Source organism: Rufibacter sp. JT20002, from assembly GCF_056491185.1.
Genome location: NZ_JBSZJY010000001.1, coordinates 795,649 through 813,084, shown reverse-complemented (window position 1 = coordinate 813,084; position 17,436 = coordinate 795,649). Strand labels below are relative to the sequence as shown.

12 protein-coding genes are annotated in these 17,436 nt (G+C 53.2%); 6 read left to right on the top strand and 6 right to left on the bottom strand.

All coding sequences use genetic code 11. From position 1 onward, the window contains the following. Positions 1 to 200: 200 nt before the first annotated feature. From ACW9SV_RS03240 to ACW9SV_RS03215, 6 genes are all read right to left on the bottom strand, one after another. Entirely contained in the window at positions 201 to 863 is a 663-nt protein-coding gene (locus ACW9SV_RS03240) for an oxidoreductase (RefSeq protein ID WP_479555300.1), read from the bottom strand. 2 nt (positions 864 to 865) lie between these two features. Beyond that, complete coding sequence (locus ACW9SV_RS03235) at positions 866 to 3,364, bottom strand: DUF5916 domain-containing protein (protein WP_479555299.1); 2,499 nt, start codon at positions 3,362 to 3,364, stop codon at positions 866 to 868. Between the two features lie 33 nt (positions 3,365 to 3,397). Further along, entirely contained in the window at positions 3,398 to 4,234 is an 837-nt protein-coding gene (locus ACW9SV_RS03230) for a CvfB family protein (RefSeq protein WP_479555298.1), read from the bottom strand. A gap of 231 nt (positions 4,235 to 4,465) precedes the next feature. Then, a complete protein-coding gene (locus ACW9SV_RS03225; protein WP_479555297.1) occupies positions 4,466 to 5,497 on the bottom strand; it encodes a PorP/SprF family type IX secretion system membrane protein in 1,032 nt (343 codons plus the stop codon). Positions 5,498 to 5,508: 11 nt separating this feature from the next. Then, entirely contained in the window at positions 5,509 to 9,339 is a 3,831-nt protein-coding gene (locus ACW9SV_RS03220) for a PKD domain-containing protein (protein WP_479555296.1), read from the bottom strand. Between the two features lie 157 nt (positions 9,340 to 9,496). Continuing rightward, a complete protein-coding gene (locus tag ACW9SV_RS03215; RefSeq protein ID WP_479555295.1) occupies positions 9,497 to 11,383 on the bottom strand; it encodes a BamA/TamA family outer membrane protein in 1,887 nt (628 codons plus the stop codon). Between the two features lie 180 nt (positions 11,384 to 11,563). Here ACW9SV_RS03215 and ACW9SV_RS03210 point away from each other — a divergent pair, with 180 nt between their 5' ends. The 6 genes from ACW9SV_RS03210 (at position 11,564) to purH (ending at position 17,154) form a co-directional block, all read left to right on the top strand. Next, on the top strand, positions 11,564 to 12,829 hold the full coding sequence (locus ACW9SV_RS03210) for a putative DNA modification/repair radical SAM protein (RefSeq protein ID WP_479555294.1): 1,266 nt from the start codon (positions 11,564 to 11,566) through the stop codon (positions 12,827 to 12,829). An 80-nt stretch (positions 12,830 to 12,909) separates the two neighbouring features. Next, on the top strand, positions 12,910 to 13,053 hold the full coding sequence (locus ACW9SV_RS03205; protein ID WP_479555293.1) for a hypothetical protein: 144 nt from the start codon (positions 12,910 to 12,912) through the stop codon (positions 13,051 to 13,053). 14 nt (positions 13,054 to 13,067) lie between these two features. Then, positions 13,068 to 13,904: a TIGR03915 family putative DNA repair protein gene (locus ACW9SV_RS03200; RefSeq protein WP_479555292.1), complete on the top strand. Its 837-nt coding sequence runs from the start codon at positions 13,068 to 13,070 to the stop codon at positions 13,902 to 13,904. 231 nt (positions 13,905 to 14,135) lie between these two features. After that, positions 14,136 to 14,747 (top strand): phosphoribosylglycinamide formyltransferase, encoded by a 612-nt coding sequence (gene purN, locus ACW9SV_RS03195; protein WP_479555291.1) that lies wholly within the window; start codon positions 14,136 to 14,138, stop codon positions 14,745 to 14,747. A gap of 13 nt (positions 14,748 to 14,760) precedes the next feature. Continuing rightward, positions 14,761 to 15,588: an aspartyl protease family protein gene (locus ACW9SV_RS03190; protein ID WP_479555290.1), complete on the top strand. Its 828-nt coding sequence runs from the start codon at positions 14,761 to 14,763 to the stop codon at positions 15,586 to 15,588. A 36-nt stretch (positions 15,589 to 15,624) separates the two neighbouring features. Continuing rightward, entirely contained in the window at positions 15,625 to 17,154 is a 1,530-nt protein-coding gene (purH, locus tag ACW9SV_RS03185; protein ID WP_479555289.1) for a bifunctional phosphoribosylaminoimidazolecarboxamide formyltransferase/IMP cyclohydrolase, read from the top strand. Positions 17,155 to 17,436 lie beyond the last annotated feature (282 nt).

Below are 17,436 nucleotides of genomic sequence, written 5' to 3'. Positions count from 1 at the left end.
CGTTTTTAATCGGATGTCTGCCGTTTTGAGAAGAGTTGATGGACGCTTAAGGGAGAATCTTGCCTTAAAGTTAGAACCTTTGTTAGTTCCCCAAGCCACAGCTTTTAGCCAACGAAGAAGAGAGAAAAGTGAAATGGTTTGGACTCACTTTTGCTAAATACCCTTAAAAGCAGAAAGCCTTTAGCAAAAGCATCTATCCGTCAAGCATACTGGAGCATCTGCTCATTGGGGTGAACCAGCACCCCGCCGCCATCTTGTTTGGCCGCCTCTAGCATGGCTTTGGCGACTGTTTTAGCCTCTATGGCTTTGTATTTACGCAACGGTCCGTTGAACAGGAAACCAGCGCCTTTCATAAACGTGGCGGCCGCCCGCTCCCCAAACCGCACTTCCTGACGTTCCCCTAAAAGCAAAGAAGGTTGAAAGATGTGCACCGCCGTGAAAGGAAGCTTTTTGACCGCTTGCTCCATCTGGCCTTTCACCTGGTTGTAGAAAATGCGGGAGTCAGGGTCTGCCCCAAGCGCTGACACTACTAAGAACTGCGTGGCAAAGTGCGAGGAAGTGATTTTGGCCAGATTGACCACGTAATCGTAATCCACCTTCCGGAAGTTCTCTTTTGAGCCTGCTTTCTTAATTGTAGTGCCTAAACAGCAATACACGTCATCGGCGATGAGGCTGTGGCGGTGTTTCTCCAGGTTATCAAAATCCAGAATGATCTGCTGCAATTTAGGGTGCTCTACGTTTAGCTTCTTTCGGCCCACAGAGATTACTTTATTGTAACGGGGGCTTTGCAGCAGAAGCTGGAGGCAGTGGCTGCCTACCAATCCGCTGGCGCCGGCAATAAGAGCAGCTTTGGCAGAGACCATAGTTAGGATCTTGTTTTAAGGGCACGTTGGAGCACTTGATAATCAAGGTAATATAGCACCTTAACGGAGAAACTGTTCAATTGTTTGGCTTGCAGGGTGTTGCTCAGGTTCAGAAAATAATTGGCACGCTCGGGCAGGGCACTGTCATAGATCGCGTTTTTCCAGACTACGCTTACCTCACTGCCCGGCGCAAATCGCCAACTGTACACCAGGTCAATGTTGAAGGCGTTGAAGTTACGCGGATCGGCGGACGGAGAGGCCGGTCTGTAGCCCAGGGGAGATCCGTTCCCGTTATCCTGTAGCAGAAAGTATTTGTCAAAGGTGGCGTTAGACCAATAATGGCGCATGTTCAGGTTGAGCGCCGTACGGGCGTTGAAAATGTACGTGCCGGTAAGCGTGTTGCTGACCGTGTTTACGGTGCGATTTCCGAAGAAAACGCTGTCTGGTTCTCCTTTGCCGGCAAACCCGTAGGCGTTGAAATCTTGGCTGAAGTTGGTTTCATACACAAGTTGTAAATGGTCGTTGACCCGCACTCGGGGGCTTATCCCAATCCATCGGCTTAACTGGTCATATTCCTTCGCGTAGTAGAAACCGCCATTCAGGTCAAAGGCCAGTCTCTTGCGGTAATCGGTGGAAATGTAACTGTTCACCTCCCAACCGGCGGGTTTACGCAGCTTACGGTCTGGTACACCATCTTTATAAGAGCGTGGCTCAAAGTAATCATAGCCATCTAGCGGAAGCCAGACAATGGTGTAGCCAAAGGAGAGAAATTTCTTGGTGGTGGCGTTGGTCTCCAGGAAATACGCTAGTTGGGTAAACGAAGAAGGCTTGTAGAGCATGCGGTGTTGCACCCCCAGCGCGTTGTAGGCGTTGTTCAGTTTCCAGAACGGCTTGTAGAAATTGTACGCCACGTAGGCCTGCGTTTCGCGGGAGTTGTTGTTGTCCAGGTAACCCAGGTCATTGATGTCATAGGTGTGGCTCTCGGCGGTGTGCCGTGCCTGAAACTGAAAGCTACCACTGGTTTTTCCGAAACTGGCCGAGTACATATGGCCCAATTCAACCTTGTCTGTGCCCAGGGGCTGTTCGCCTTTGTTGTAGCGCTGGCTCAGGTTGCCGGTCATGTTCAGGGTGTAGGAGTTCTTCTTGTTGGTGAGCTTGGTCATAAGCCCTGTCACGTTGGCGTTGTGGAAACCTGCTCCCCGGGTTACGTTGGTGTTGGTGAAGGTAACAAACGAACTGTAAGGCAAGCTTTGGTCCAGCACCAGCACATTGTAGTTGGTCACGGGATCGGTTAGGACTTTGAACTCCTCGTTGTTCAAGCCGCTTCTGAGGGTGGCGTAGGTGTTGCGGGTCACGGCGTTGAACAAGCCAATACCCAAGCCTTTGTTTGTTCTGCCGGAGAGCTTGGAGGCGTTCACCAGGCTGGCTTTCTCGGGATTTTCCAGAATCTCTACGTTTTCCCCGTAATACCCTTTGTCATAGCTGAAGTTAGAGTAATTGATGGGCTGTGCCCCGATGCGGCGGGAGTAGAAAAGGCCCGCCTTATTGAAGAGCTCGGTCCCTTCGGTGAAAAACTGCCTGTTTTCGTCAAAACGCACCTCAAACGGCGAGAGGTTGAGTACCTGCGCATCTGACTGCGTCTGCCCGAAATCCGGTACCAGGGTCATGTCCAGGGTGAACGCGTCGTTGATGCCGTATTTGATGTCCATGCCACCATTGACGGTGGTTTTAAGGTCTTTCTTGCCGGGTTGGTCTTGGGGAAAATGATCGGCGTAGCCTGAAAGGTAAGGCATCAAGGACAACCGCAAGGGAGCTTTGAGGCCAGTGATGCCGTGCACCTCGCCAAACTGGTTTACCCAACCCTGCACCGAGCTGTCCACGAAGTTCCAGAAAGCCTCCTCGCGGTAGCGGCGGGTAGAGCGCCAGAAGTTGATGCCCCAGGTCTGTACGTCTTTCTTGGGAAATCGGATGGCGGAGTAAGGTATCCGGAACTCCACGCTCCAACCCTGTGGGTGACGGGTGACGGCACTTTGCCAGACCGCATCCCAGGAGGTCTGGTTTCCGTTGTTGGTGGCCTTGAAATCGGTCTGCACGCCGGCGGTAGACACTTCAAACCCGAAGGCGTTCTGCTTGTCAAGGTACGTGTCAAAATACACCCCAAACATATCGGCGTTCACCTGGCCGCCATCGCGTTGGCTTAACTGTGAAAGGATAGAATCTGGGGCCGTATCAAAGAGAATGGCACCCACGTACACGGCCTCATCGTCATACAAGACCCGTACTTCGGTGCGCTGCTTGGCCGGTGAGCCGTTGGCTGGGTTCATCTGGGTGAAGTCTGTCGCCGCAGGGGCCAGCTGCCAGATTTCCTCGTCGGGAAGGCCATCTAACTTGGGCGGGGTGGCAGTCCGGACGGCGGTCAGTTGCTTTGTGATCTTTGGCGCTTGGGCATGACTGAGAAGGGTACTGCAAATACAAAGCAAAAGCAGACAGACGTATTTCATGAGGTTGTGAGAGACAGGTAGTGGAAGGACAAATCAGGACTTATTCAAAAGACTAATCCCTTCTGGCAATAGTTGCACCTCTCCTCGCTTGTACAAGGCCCCGATTGCTTTTTTAAAGGTTTTTTTGCTCATGCCCAGCGTCTGGTAGATCAGATCAGGGGAGCTTTTGTCGGTGAGTGGCAGATGCCCGTTTTGGGCCCGTAGCCGATCTAGGATGAGGTCAGAGGCTTCCAGTACCTCGTCATAGCCTTGCTTCTGCAGGCTTACATCCAACTTGTTGTCTTCTCTTACTTTTTTGAGGTAGCCCTGGGTGTATTCGCCGGGCGTCAGGCTGCGGAATACCTCGTTGCGGTACAGCATGCCCAGGTACTTGTTGTTCACGATTACCTGGTAGCCCAAGGCTTTCTCCGGCCCGATCAACAGCTGTACTTCGTCGCCTTCTTCCAGGGTGATGGGGTCGTAGTTCAGGTAAGGGCCCAACTTGGTGGAGCCTACCAACCGGTCTGAGTTTTCGTCCAAATACACGTAGACCAAGGTCCACTGGCCTGGGTGCAGCGGGTCGTGCTGGTTTTTGTAGGGGACAAACAAGTCTTTTTCAAGGCCCCATTCCAGAAACGCCCCGTAGTTGTTCACGTCCCGTACCTGCAGGCAGGCAAACTGGTCTACCTTGGCTTTAGGCTCCAGGGTGGTGGCAATCAGGCGATCCTCAGAATCGCGGTACACAAACACGGAGATCATGTCACCAATGCGGGCGTCTGCTGGAACGTATTTGCGGGGCAGTAACACGTCTCCATCGTCAGAGCCCAGGTAAAGACCGTGTTCCAGATCGCGCAGAATTTCCAGGTAGTTGTAATCGCCTAAGTGTAGCATGGGACGTAGCAGTTTGGGAATGTCCAACAAAGATATTGAATCTATCCGGCACCTATCATGCGTTAGGAAAATTTGTGTCTGAAATCGCTTTTAAGCCATTTTTCAGAAAAGAAGCCTCAAACAGAAGCTTCCTGTGGGAGCTGTTTTACTTTCAACAATGGCTTGGTTATTTCGTCAGCGTTGGGTTCTCTGCTTTGGGCCCGCTTTTGCAAAAACAGGCTCTAAACAACCTTACCAGTACTGCGACGGAGAGTAGATGGAGCGGCGGTTGCGGAGCATCAGGCCCAGCACAAGTTCATGGGAGCCATAGCTCACCTGGCTGAGGCCCGAGGTGGTGAGATCATAGGCATAACCTAAGTGGAATTTCTGCTTGTACTGAAAACCAGCCGTCAAAACTGCCGCATCTTGCAGGCGGTAAGAGCCACCCACCCAGAACTGGTTGCGCCAAAAGACTTTTGCGTTCACATCCATGGAAAGGGGACTGGGCGAGGCGTACTTCACCACTACCGAGGGCATCACGCTTATGAAATTGCTGACGGCAAGCCGGTACCCCGCGTGCCCGAAGAAGTGCCGCTGCTGTTTGGCCGGAAGAGTGGTCTGCGTTTCCCGGAAACTAAAGGGGGTAGGCAGTACCTGAGCCACCGAGGCACCCAGGTAAAAGCGGGCAGAGTAGAGCAAGGCGCCTACCCCAATGTTGGGTAGCAGCCGGTTGTATTCATCTGCGTTAATGACTGGGTCCCCGGCCGTACCAAACGTAAGCATATCGCGGTTGAGCCCAAACTGGGTCACGCCCGCGGCTATGCCAGCGGCCAGTTTGAGGGTGGGGGTGAGCGGTTGGTGGTAGGCGTATAGCAACTGCACCTCGGTGCGTTTAAGGCCGGCCGCCTTGTCTGCCTGTACCAGAATGCCCACGCCGTGATGTGCCCGCGTTTTCTGGGCGTTGTTGCGCATCTCGGGTCGCCATTGATTTTTGTATTTGCCTTTGACGCCGGGCCGGTGCTGGAACGTGGTAGGTGGGCTCAGGTAATCACGGCGGGAAAGGGGCATGTGGCCGCTTAGGTAATAAGAGGTAGGGGCTCCTTCCAAACCGGTCCATTGGTTTCGGTAGCCCGCCCGCACGTCCAGGTAATTGTCAGTTCCGCTCACTGCCGGATTGAGGAGCAGCGGGTTGAGCATGTACTGGCTGTAGTGCGGAACCTGCTGTGCCCACCCCAACCCCGGAAGACAGAGCAGAAAAAGCAAAAGGTAGCTGTTCTTTCTCATAGGCTCTTGGCTTAGCGTAAAATGGTGAGCGGCCCCGACATCTTTGGCCGGCCGTTGCTGGGATCAATGATATAGTAATAAGATCCAATGGGAAGATCAACGCCGTTCCGTTTGCCATCCCACGGACTAGGATAGCCTCGGCTGGAGTAGACCTGCTGCCCCCAGCGGTTGTAGATCTCTATGGAGAGGTTGGGGTAATCCTGTATGCCTTCCAGAACCCAAGTGTCATTGGAGCCATCGCCATTAGGCGAGAACGCGGTAGGGATCTGCAGCCGTTTAATAACGGTCACTACCATGCTGTCTAAATTGGGGCACCCCGCGGCGGATAGGGCACTTAAGTAGTACTTGGTTGTCACCGCAGGGGAGGCAAGGGGATTGGCGATGTTGGGGTTGTTTAAACCCGTGGCCGGACTCCATATGAGTTTGCCCTCTCCGCTCCCCTCCAAAGGAATGCTCTCGCCCTCAACAAGTAAGATGTCTCGCCCCGCGTTGGCCAAGGGAGTAGGCTGCAGCTTTATCTCCACCTCATCTATGGCATTGACGCAAGGGCCATTGCTCACTGTCCACCGTAGGATGTAGTTGGTGCCCATGGTGCCTCTGAACGTGGCCGTGGGACTGGCAGCGTTGGAGAAAGTGCCGCCTGTGCCCTGGACCACCGTCCACAGGCCAGTGGCGGGAGCCGGCGTGTTGGCTGCCAGTTGGGCCGAAGTACCGCCGCAGATCAATTGATCTGGCCCGGCTTGCGCGAACGGGGCTGGGGAAATTGTAAGGGCCTTGGTGATGGTGTGCGTGCAGCCAAGGTCAGAAGTCACCGTCAGCCGGACCTGGTAAGTTCCTTCTTTGGCGTACTTGTGGGTGGGGTGTTGGGTATTGGCGGTGGTTCCGTCCCCCAGATCCCAGGACCAAGTGGTAAGCCTACCACCCGCTAGGCTGCTCATGTCCTGGAAAGTAACAATGTCAGTTACACAGCCCACGGTGGGGGAGAAATCGGCTTTGGGAGTGGGGTAAACAGTTAGGGTGGAAGTAAACGTCTGTTCGCAGGTGTTCGCCCCTTTCACCGCCAACGACACCGTGTAAGTACCGGGGGCCGCATACTGATGCGTTGGGCTAAACTCGGTGGAAGTGGTGCCGTCACCAAAGTTCCAGATATAGGTGAGCGCACCGCTGCCCCGGGCTTGGGTGGTGTTAGTGAACCGGGCAGGGGTGCCCTCGCAAACATTACTAGAGGTAAAGCTTGCCGCCGGGTTGGGAAGAACGACAATGGTTTTGGTGATGGCTTCGGAGCAGACTATCCCTGACCAAACCCGCAGTTCCACTTGGTAGGTGCCGGAAGTGGCGTATAAATGACTGGGATTGATTTCCTCTGAGGTGGTACCGTCGCCAAAGGTCCACCGGCGTCGGATGATCTTCCCAAAACTGATGGTGCTGGCATCCTGGAAACTCACCCCCTGCTCCTGGCAAAAGGAGGAAGCAGTGAAACCTGGCACCGGCACCGCTCCACTGATGACGTAAGCATGGGAGATGCTGTCCTGGCACCCTTTGTCTGACGTGACCACTAGTTTCACGGTGTATTCTCCTTCGGCTGTATATCTGTGTTTAGGTGCCTGGGCGGTGGAGGTGGTGCCATCCCCGAAATCCCATTTATAAGTCAGGGTGCCCGATGGAATAGTAGATTGATTTTGGAAAGCGGCTTCGTCGCGAACGCAAAGGTCTGGCAGGGTGAAGGCCGCTACTGGTTTGGGGTTTACCACCACCCGCTGTTGGGTAGAGTCGCTGCAGCCCTGTTCTGAAAATACCTTCAGTTTAACCGTGTAAGTACCTGTTTGGGCAAAGGCATGGTTGGGATTCTGCTGCGTGCTGCGCGGAGTGCCGTCGCCGAAATCCCACTCCCATCGGTTGACGCTTCCTTGGGCTACGGTAGCTTGGTCTTGGAAGGTCATGGTCCCTTGGTCACAAGTTTGGGAGGCGGTAAACCTGGCTACCGGCGGTGCAAAAATGGTGACTTGCCGGGTAGAGTCTGCCACGCAAAAGTTCTTGGTGGTAATAGAAAGCTTCACCTGGTACGTGCCAGGAGATTTAAACTTGTGGGCGGGATGCTGCTCCTTGGAAGTGGTACCATCGCCAAAGTCCCAGCGCCATTCTGTGACGCTTTCGCCTGTGGTTACCTTGCTCTCATCCCGGAAACGGGTACTATCATTGGAGCAGGCTACGTCATAAGAGAAGCCAGCCTCGGGGGTAGGGAAAACCTGCACGTCAATGGATGTGGAATCCTGTGAATCACAATCGTTGCCGTTAGACTTGGTGGTCACCAGCGAGACGGAGTACTGTCCTGGGCGGGCAAACATATGCGAGGGATTCTGTTCGGTGGAAGTGCTGCCGTCACCAAAATACCACTTCCAAGCCAAGGGCTCGTAAATGGCAAATCCTTTGAACTTAATGCTGCGTCCCTCGCAGATGCTGTCAGAGGCCACGGTGATGTTCTGGTTCAGGTTGGTCACATTGGCGCCCGCTGAGTAGGCATACGATTCAAAGTTCCCTAAACCATAAGCCAAGGCATTAAAGCCGCTATCGGCGGTAAGCGTATGGTTGCCCGCAGCAACGGTGTTCTGGGCATAAGAATAAGCAGGGTTGGCGGGGACAGGGGTGAACACTACGGGCTGACCGTCTAGCCGGAAACTGCCGATGTCGGCGGTCTTCATGGTCACGTTAATATAGTGGCTGGAGATCTGGAAGAACCTGGACGAGAAAAGCGTGATGTCTTTCAGGGTCTGTTCTACCGGATTAATCAGTACCATCTCAGGATCGCTGGGAACGCCGTCGCACATCTGGGATTTGGTGTACTGGGTTACCTGCACCGGTTCAGAGGCGGTGATGTAGTTGGGGATGGTGTTCTCAAATTCATAGTACTGACCGATGCCTCGGGTAACCGAGCTGCCATTCACCGCAATAACGGTGTTGTCTTTGGAGGCTAAAATCCGGTAAATCTCGCCGGAGGTGCGGCTTTTGAAGGGTACCGTCACGAAGTTCTTTCCCCAGGCGCTCACCGGATACAACTGCTGATATAGATTGTCTCCGCTGAACTGGTCAGAGCAGGTGTAGGGCTCCGGAATGGCCGTGTAAGAACTACCCGAGAATACCGCTATCCGCTTGCAGGTTCCAATGCCAGAATCCACCGATTCGATCTTGGTGCCGGTAAGGTCCTGCATGGAACGGACCTGGTACACTTCGCCTTTCATCAAAGGCCTGGAAGGGGAGAAGGTTCTGCCGGCCGGTTTCCCGCCCAGCGTAGGCGCGGTCGGGGTAATCTCAATGGTGGTATTGTCTTCCAAGGCTACTACCATGAGTTGGGAGGCCGCCCGGGCATCCAGGTACTGGGTCTGGTTGTAGCTGATGGCATGGTAAGACCTACCCAGCGTATTGGTGGGTAGCACCAGCGTGGCCCCAGATTTATTTAAATGGTAGATGTGGGAATACACTACTACTGGCGCATCTGAGGTGACGTGAATGGCTTTGTTTTCAATAACTTCGCTAGAGCCCACGTACGCTACATCGGGACTTATGGGAATTACCGTGACCGAATTGGCGGTGACCTGGTAAGAGGCGGGCCCACCTTGGCCAACCGTTACCCGTACGTTGGTGTTCACGTCTGAGGTAACATACAAGTTCATGCTGGAGATGCCCTGCGGAGGGTTAGGGCCAGACTCATTCTGTACGTGGGCCATGTACCCCACCCAAAAGTCGCGGCCTTTGTTGGAGGTAGTTTGGGCCCCGGTTTCAGAAAAAGACCACAAAAACAGAAGGCACAGGAAGACGGACCTGGGTAAATAGGGGAAAAGCTTCAATTTCTAGTGCGTTAGAATTTAAACCTCTTTTTCAGCTTTCCTTTACAAAGGGAGGAGCTTGGACTCTTTGTATTTGACAATATAAGCTTTTTAAAGTTATACTGTTTGCAAGAGTTGGTTAAAATTCTGAACCGATAAAGCTAGAGAGTAGAAAAGGCTACCTGAACTCTGAAATCAGGGGTTGGGTAAACCGCAAATCATTGAAATCATAGTACTGCCGAGTGGTCTGGAACAGCTTAAAGTCTTGCTGGCCATTAATTTCAGGGAGTCGCGGGTAATACCCCAGCAGAACCTGAATGGTGTTGATGGGCAGGAATTCGTTCCGGAATCTCAAACCAAGGCCAAAACCAGTGTAGGGCTTTTCCTTCAGCGGCGATTTGTTTTCAACACTGGTAAGCCAAGCCATATCAGCGAAGCCAATGATGGCAAGCCTGAAACCAAGCAGGGTAAGCGGCGTGAAGAAGTTGGTCTCATAGTTCAGCACAAACTTCCGGTAACCCCGCACCTGGCCTGAACTGAACCCCCTGATGCCATCTTCCTGGTCAATGTCCAGCGCAAATAAATCGGGGCGGCGCATGCCCAGGGAGGTTCTGTTCCATAAAAAGTGCCGCCAGCGCCAGTTCCTTAGCCGGTACAGGGGAGTGAAGTACAAAGCTTCGGAGGTAAGCACGCCTTGTTCCCAGGAGTTCAGGTGCCGGTAACTGCCGTATTCCAGGCCACCGTACAGGTAGCCAAAGTTGGGCTGGTATTTCCCGAAAGCGCCTTTGATACCCAGGTACAAACGGTTCTTAATGGCGCCGTCTTCAAACCCGGCGGTCAGGGCCAGGAGGTTTCCGGCCGGGATGTCCTCGGTACGGCCAAATCCGAAAAGGTACTGGTCTTTATAATATCTCCTGAAACTGTACCCAAACGCGGTGAGGTACAAACGGGCGCTCTGCAGGGTGGGCCCGCTCCCTTGGGTGTACTTGATGTTCATGAACCTGACCGCTGTGATAAGCCGGCTGGGGTTATCCTGAGCCAGGTCATAGGACTTGAGCCGGAAAGCGCGCCCGATCCAAAAATCCTGAATGTTGTAATCTAACGGAATGTGCTCAATGAACCCATCAGGGGCCTCTTCCTCGTCCTGTTCGTAGTAATCGGGGACCAGGGTTTGGTACCAGGCAGCAGAAGCCCCGCCAGCATATTTCGTGTTGGTGGTGTAGAAGTCGCGCCGAAACCCCAGGCTTTGCTGCTTGTAATAATGGGTGTTCTGGTAAATAAGCTCCGCTGAGATAAAGGAGTGCGAGATGTTCTGGATAAAATAACTTCCCGTGAACTGCCAAGGCTGGGGCTCTGATAACCCAAAGCGGTAATTGGTCCTGATCTGGTGGCCCACGCCCATGAAGTTGATGTCGCGCAAGGCCAATCGGGTGCCCGAGGTGCTAGCCGAGCCCGAGCCACTGATGCTGAACACGTCTTTGGTGATGATCACAATGTCTACGCTATCCCGGGTAGAGGTGGAGTCATTGACCATTACCCGGGCATCCAGGAGGTAATCGGTTTGGCGCAGCAAACGCTCAGATTCTGATAGCGCCAAAGGCTCTAGCAAATCATTTTCCTTGAAGAGGATCTGGTTCCGGAGAAGGCCTAATTTGGTGCGCATGTGCAAGGCGTTGCCTAAGCGTTCCAGGCTGTTGTCGGGTTGGGCCAGGGTGTCGTTGATGGAAAACCCGAAGGCATCCAGGCGCTTAAAGTAGATGCTGCGCACCACTTTATAGTTATGCTGCTCGTGGGCGGGTGGGAGAAGGGCGTTCTCAATGGGGCCATCTACCCGCCTGGGTTTAAAGACCACCAAAGCTTTTACCGCTCGGCCCACCAGGGTCTTCTTCTGACTGATGCGCTTAAGGGATTCTAGCAGGTTCTTGGTATTGGTGGTGTCTTCCTGCACCTGAGCGGGCACTGGCGTGGTCTCCTGGGCAACCGCACAAACGCAGCTACCCCACCCCGCTAAAGCTAGCAGGAATAGCAGTCGTACGTGTGTCAGAAATCTCTCGGCCGGGTTCATACCTAATACTCCATCCCTAAAATACGGCAAATTCCACGGAGAACAATACTGAGCGGGGTAATGCTATTGAAATTAGCTTTATCCACACCCGTGTTGATAAATTGTGGCTAAAAAATTTAGTTTATTTGTCTTGTGAGCTGTATCTTGCTAACGTATTCAAGGACTTAAAACGCATAGCACATGCAAACTCCGCTACTAGAAAAACTAAGTATTTTGGCAGATTCTGCTAAATACGACGTTTCCTGCTCTTCCAGCGGCGGCAAACGCAAGAACGAGGGGAAAGGATTAGGCAACGCCGAAGGCATGGGTATTTGCCACAGTTATACCGAAGACGGCCGGTGCGTGTCTTTGCTAAAAATATTGCTTACCAACTTCTGCATCTTCGATTGCGCTTACTGCGTGTCGCGCAAAAGCAATGATGTGAAGCGCGCCGCTTTCACGGTGCAGGAGGTGGTAGACCTGACCATCAACTTCTACCGCCGCAATTACATAGAAGGTCTGTTTCTGAGCTCGGGTATCTTCAAGAACGCTGATTATACCATGGAGCGCCTGGTGCGCGTGGCCAAGAAGCTGCGCCTGGAGCATAAGTTCAATGGTTACATCCACCTCAAAACCATTCCGGGCGCCAGCGAGGAGTTGGTGAAGGAGGCTGGCCTGTACGCCGATAGGTTGAGCGTGAACATTGAACTGCCTACTGAGCAAAGCCTGCAGTCTCTGGCGCCGGAGAAGAACTTCAAGGAGGTGCTGACGCCCATGGGCCACATCAAAGACCAACTGGTGCTGGTGAAAGAAGAGAAGAAGCTGTTCAAATCTACGCCTTCATTTGCGCCAGCAGGGCAGAGTACGCAGTTGATTGTGGGCGCTAGTCCAGAGAGTGACCGCCAGATCCTGACCCTCGCCGATGGGCTTTACCAGAACTTCAACCTTAAGCGGGTGTACTATTCGGGCTACGTTCCGGTTGTGACCGACAGCCGTCTGCCCCTCATCAGTACGCCGCCCATTATCCGGGAAAACCGGCTGTACCAGGCCGACTGGTTGGTGCGGCTTTACGGTTTCGGGGTGAATGAACTACTGGACGAGCAGAATCCGCAACTGGACCTACAGATTGATCCCAAACTAGCCTGGGCGCTGCGAAACCGGCACGTGTTCCCGCTGGAGATCAACACCGCCGATTACGAGATGATCTTGCGGGTGCCGGGCATCGGGATTAAATCAGCGAAGAAGATAGTGGCGGCCCGCCGGTTTGCCTCCCTTACCTGGGAGCACCTGCGCCAGATTGGGGTAGTGTTGAAACGAGCCAAGTATTTTATCACCTGCGGTGGGCGCAGTTTGGAAACGAGAGAATGGGACGAAGAAGCCATCCGGAGAAGAATCATTTTCGGGGAGAAGGGGAGCCGGGCCAATCTGTGGGGCAGCCAATTGGATCTGTTCCAGCAGGCGGGCTAAACGGGCAAAGTATTCAACGCCTTCCTCCGCACAAAAGAAAAAGTATCGTTTTTGTTAAACCTCATACATTATTACCCATTATGCCATCTGTAGCCAACCGCCAAACCGTAGCTCCTGTATCTTTCCGTTGCAAACTCAGCACTTTGGTGCCGTATCTGCGCCAATTGTCGGCCCAGCGCAATGAAAACAACGGCAGACGTTCTTCAATCCGCATCGCGTCCTAATTTCTTAAAGCGGCATGCACTTTTATACCTATGACGGCTCCTTTGAAGGCCTCCTGACGGTGGTGTTTGAAGCGTATGAGCGCAAAGAATGGCCTACCCAGATTGGCAAAGAAGGGGAGGCCCCGCCAGGTATCTTTGCGACGCACCATTTTGTGCCCACGCAGGAAGAAAAGGCGCGGCGAGTTTGGGAAGGTTTAGGTAAAAAGCTGTCAAGAGCCGCCTGGGAAAACGTGTACAAAGCCTATCTCTGGGAGCAGCCCGGATTTGAGATGCTGATTTTCCAGTTTGTGCGCCTGGTCTTCTCTAGTTCCAAAGAGGGCGTGGAAGAGAACTTCGCTAACCCGTACGTGCAGAAAATGGTCGTAGTAGGCAAGCAGATGCACCGTGAGAAACACCGCATGGAAGCATTCATCCGGTTTCAGCGTACGCAGGACGGTTTGTTCATTGCGCCCATTAGCCCCGATTTCAACGTGCTACCGTTAGTGGTGCCGCACTTTGAGAAACGTTACGCCGACCAGACCTGGCTCATCTATGATGTACACCGGCAGTACGGGGCTTATTATGACCTGGGGCATGTGAACATTGTGTCGCTGGAGGAAACGCCGTTGAGTCTCAGGAAAGGGCAGTTGTCACCTGATATTCTCACCCAGGTGGAGCCTTTGTACCAGCAACTATGGCAGGCGTATTTTGACCACGTGAACATCCCAGAACGGAAAAACAAGAAGCTGCACCTCCGGCATATGCCCAAGCGCTATTGGAAGTACCTGACCGAGAAGAAGCCCCGGGTACAGCCACATCAGCCTATCCAAAACAAGCAAGTGCCTACCAATGTGAGGCAGTTGAAGTCATAAGAAAGGGTTTTCAGCAGGTTTTGTGTAAACAACTATGAAACCACGGCTCCGATAAATTATGCTTCTGTTTTGATGCGGATTCACAAAAATGAGCTCCTAAACAGAATTAAGGCTATCAAAGAACAACTCAAAACAAGTCTTTACTGGTGCGTTTCAAACGATTTTAGCCTGTTTGCCGAAAAGTAGCCCAGAAACACTATCTTTGCTCTTCCATTGACAGCACAGGCAGTTTTGGGTACCTCCGCAAAGAAAAAGAACCTCGTTATTTTCGCTTCCGGCTCCGGGAGCAATGCCCAGCGCCTGCTGGAGCAGTTTGAACACCATCCGCAGATTCAGGTGGTGGCGCTTTTCTCCAACAACCCAGACGCGTTTGCCCTGCAACGGGCCCAGAACTTTGGCGTGCCTACCGCAGTGTTTGACCGCGCTGCCCTGAAAAGCGGCGAGGTGCAGGCGCAGGTCCAGGCTTACGAGCCAGACCTGATTGTGCTGGCTGGGTTCCTTTGGCTTTTGCCAGCGTCGTTTGTGCAGGCTTTCCCCAATAAGATCATCAACATCCACCCGGCGTTGCTGCCCAAGTTTGGCGGCAAAGGCATGCACGGCCAGCACGTGCACCAGGCCGTAATTAACGCGCAGGAAGCGGAGACCGGCATCACTATTCATTATGTGAACGAGCATTATGACGAGGGAGTGCCCATTTTCCAGGAGCGTTGCCCTGTTCAGGCCGATGACACCTGCGAAACCCTGGCTGCCCGGGTGCTTACCCTGGAGCACCGGCACCTGCCCCGCGTAGTGGAGGAACTGCTGACTTCTGACAAAAACAGCTCCCAAACGCCCATCGCTTAACCCTGCTAAACAGATGAAGCAACTGACACAACCCTTTCTCCTGCTCTTGCTGGTGTTGGTGTGTCAACTGCGGGCCTTCTCCCAAGCGGTTATTCCCCTTGAAAAGTACGCCGGAAACCTGAAGGCCGTCCAGGTGGTGGTGCAAGGCAAACCTTATCGTTTTCTGTTTGACACCGGCGGCGGAGAAACCATCATCTCCCCGGAAATAGCCAAGGCTCTAAACAAAACGCCTTACGGACAACTCTCTGCTTACCGGATGACCGGCGAGAAAGTTATTTTCCAGAAGTGCGATAGCGTGGAGTTGGTCTTGAACGGCCAGCGTTTGTTTCAACCGCAGGTGGCCGTATGGGACCTGATGAAGATTCTGCCCGCCGGCTTGCCCCGCTTAGATGGCGTGATCTCCCTTAAAACCTTCCAAGGCAAGATCCTGGGCCTTGACCTTCGGCAAGAACGCCTCACGATAGAGCAGGAGAAAGCTTTTGATCAGAAAAAGAAAAACCTTACTCAGTTTAACAGTCGCTTTGCCAACGGGTTGGCCGGCAATGAACTCAGTCTATTCTTAGAAGTGCAAGCCCCGGGCAAGAAGCTTTGGTTTCTGTTTGACTCCGGAAACCTGGACAATCTTCTGGTCTCTCCTTCCGCAGTGCAAGCGTTAGGACTTAACACTTCCGCGGTCCCCGGAACTCAGTTGGAGAACCTCCCCTTGATGGTGAACCGCAAAGCGCTGTCTGCGCCCGCCACCGTGAAAGATATCCTGTATGACGGGGCCCTCAACTTTGACTTCATCAAGGAGAATGCTTATTACCTGGACCTGAAAAACCTGCAGGTGTGGAGACAATAACTTTTTAAACGAGAACCTACATTTTTCGCTAATCATATGAATTCCGTTAAAATCAAATCTGCCCTTATCTCGGTGTACTACAAAGATGGCTTAGAGCCGCTGGTGCGTGAGTTGCAGAAACAAGGCGTTACGTTCTATTCTACCGGCGGTACCCAGTCGTTCCTGGAGGGCTTGGGCGCCGAGGTGGTAGCCGTGGACAGCGTCACCGATTATCCTTCCATCTTTGGCGGGCGTGTGAAAACCCTGCACCCAAAAATCTTCGGGGGAATTTTGCACCGCCGGAACCACGAGCAAGACCAGCAGGAAGTGCAGCAGTTTGAAATTCCCGCGTTGGACCTGGTGATTGTGGATTTGTACCCGTTTGAGGAAACCGTAGCGTCTGGTGCGGCGGAGGAAGACGTGATTGAGAAAATTGACATCGGGGGGATTTCTTTGATCCGTGCCGCGGCCAAGAACTTTCAGGATGTGTTGATCGTGTCTTCGCGTGAGCAGTACGGCGAGGTGGTAGAGTTGCTGCAAACCAAAGAAGGCAGCACCGACCTGAGTGACCGCAAGCGTTTCGCTGCCAAAGCTTTTGACATCTCCTCGCACTACGATACCCACATCTTCAATTACCTGAGCCAGGAACAGGAGTTGGCCCCGGCTTTCAAACAAAGCGAGCGCACTAGCCAAACGCTGCGTTACGGCGAGAACCCTCACCAGAAAGGCTACTTCTACGGCGATTTAGAGGCTCTTTTTGACAAACTGAATGGAAAAGAGCTGTCTTACAACAACCTGGTAGACGTGGACGCCGCCGTGTTGCTCATGGCCGAGTTCGCTGACCAACCGGCCGTAGCCATCCTGAAACACACCAATGCCTGCGGCGTGGCCGTGGCAGATTCTTTGCACCAGGCCTACGTGAACGCCTTGGCCTGCGACCCCATCTCGGCTTTCGGAGGGGTGATCATCGTGAACAAAACCGTTGATCTGGCTACCGCCCAGGAATTGAACAAACTGTTCTTTGAGGTACTCATCGCGCCTGAGTTCGATGCTGATGCTTTGGAACTCTTAAGATCAAAGAAAAACCGCATACTGCTGCGCCAAATGCCAGTGGCATTGCCCACCAAGCTGTTCAAAACGCTCCTGAATGGCGTGATTGAGCAAGACAAGGACCTGGCCATTGAGACCGGCGCCGATTTCAAAACCGCCACCCAACGCGAGCCTTCGGCCGAAGAAGTGCAGGGGTTGGAGTTTGCCCTGAAAGTGTGTAAGCACACCAAGTCCAACACCATTGTGCTGGCCCGTGGAAATCAATTGCTGGCGAGCGGCGTGGGACAGACCTCCCGCGTAGATGCCCTGCGCCAGGCCATTGAAAAAGCTAGAGGGTTTGGGTTTGACTTAGAGGGAGCCGTGATGGCTTCAGACGCGTTCTTCCCCTTCCCAGACTGCGTGGAGATCGCCGCCGAAGCCGGTATCACCGCCGTGGTGCAGCCAGGAGGGTCCATCAAAGACCAAGACTCGATTGACGCTTGTAACGCCCGCAACATAGCCATGGTCATGACCGGCGTGCGTCACTTCAAACACTAAGCTTAGTCTCTAGCCATAAACAGAAAGCCCGGCTGCTCCAGAAGCAACCGGGCTTTCTGTTTATGGCATCTTTTTGCTTAAACAGAGTTTAAACGCAAGGAGGTGTAAAACAGGATTTTGCAAATTTCGGGGGGGTGCCTTGCCTAGGCTTGCAGTAGTTTTTGTCACTATTCTCTTGTCGGGTACGTCTAAGGGTTTGCGCTGCCAGTATAAGGCTAAAGACAGTAGAGAAGGAGCAAAAGGAAGTTAATTATAGGCTCTTTTTCTTTAAAAAGGCAGAAA

Excerpts from the sequence above, each read along its gene's own strand:
- ACW9SV_RS03240 (WP_479555300.1), bottom strand. The coding sequence starts at position 863 with ATGGTCTCTGCCAAAGCTGCTCTTATTGCCGGCGCCAGCGGATTGGTA.
- ACW9SV_RS03235 (WP_479555299.1), bottom strand. The coding sequence starts at position 3,364 with ATGAAATACGTCTGTCTGCTTTTGCTTTGTATTTGCAGTACCCTTCTC.
- ACW9SV_RS03230 (WP_479555298.1), bottom strand. The coding sequence starts at position 4,234 with ATGCTACACTTAGGCGATTACAACTACCTGGAAATTCTGCGCGATCTG.
- ACW9SV_RS03225 (WP_479555297.1), bottom strand. The coding sequence starts at position 5,497 with ATGAGAAAGAACAGCTACCTTTTGCTTTTTCTGCTCTGTCTTCCGGGG.
- ACW9SV_RS03215 (WP_479555295.1), bottom strand. The coding sequence starts at position 11,383 with ATGAACCCGGCCGAGAGATTTCTGACACACGTACGACTGCTATTCCTG.
- ACW9SV_RS03210 (WP_479555294.1), top strand. The coding sequence starts at position 11,564 with ATGCAAACTCCGCTACTAGAAAAACTAAGTATTTTGGCAGATTCTGCT.
- ACW9SV_RS03205 (WP_479555293.1), top strand. The coding sequence starts at position 12,910 with ATGCCATCTGTAGCCAACCGCCAAACCGTAGCTCCTGTATCTTTCCGT.
- ACW9SV_RS03200 (WP_479555292.1), top strand. The coding sequence starts at position 13,068 with ATGCACTTTTATACCTATGACGGCTCCTTTGAAGGCCTCCTGACGGTG.
- ACW9SV_RS03190 (WP_479555290.1), top strand. The coding sequence starts at position 14,761 with ATGAAGCAACTGACACAACCCTTTCTCCTGCTCTTGCTGGTGTTGGTG.
- purH (WP_479555289.1), top strand. The coding sequence starts at position 15,625 with ATGAATTCCGTTAAAATCAAATCTGCCCTTATCTCGGTGTACTACAAA.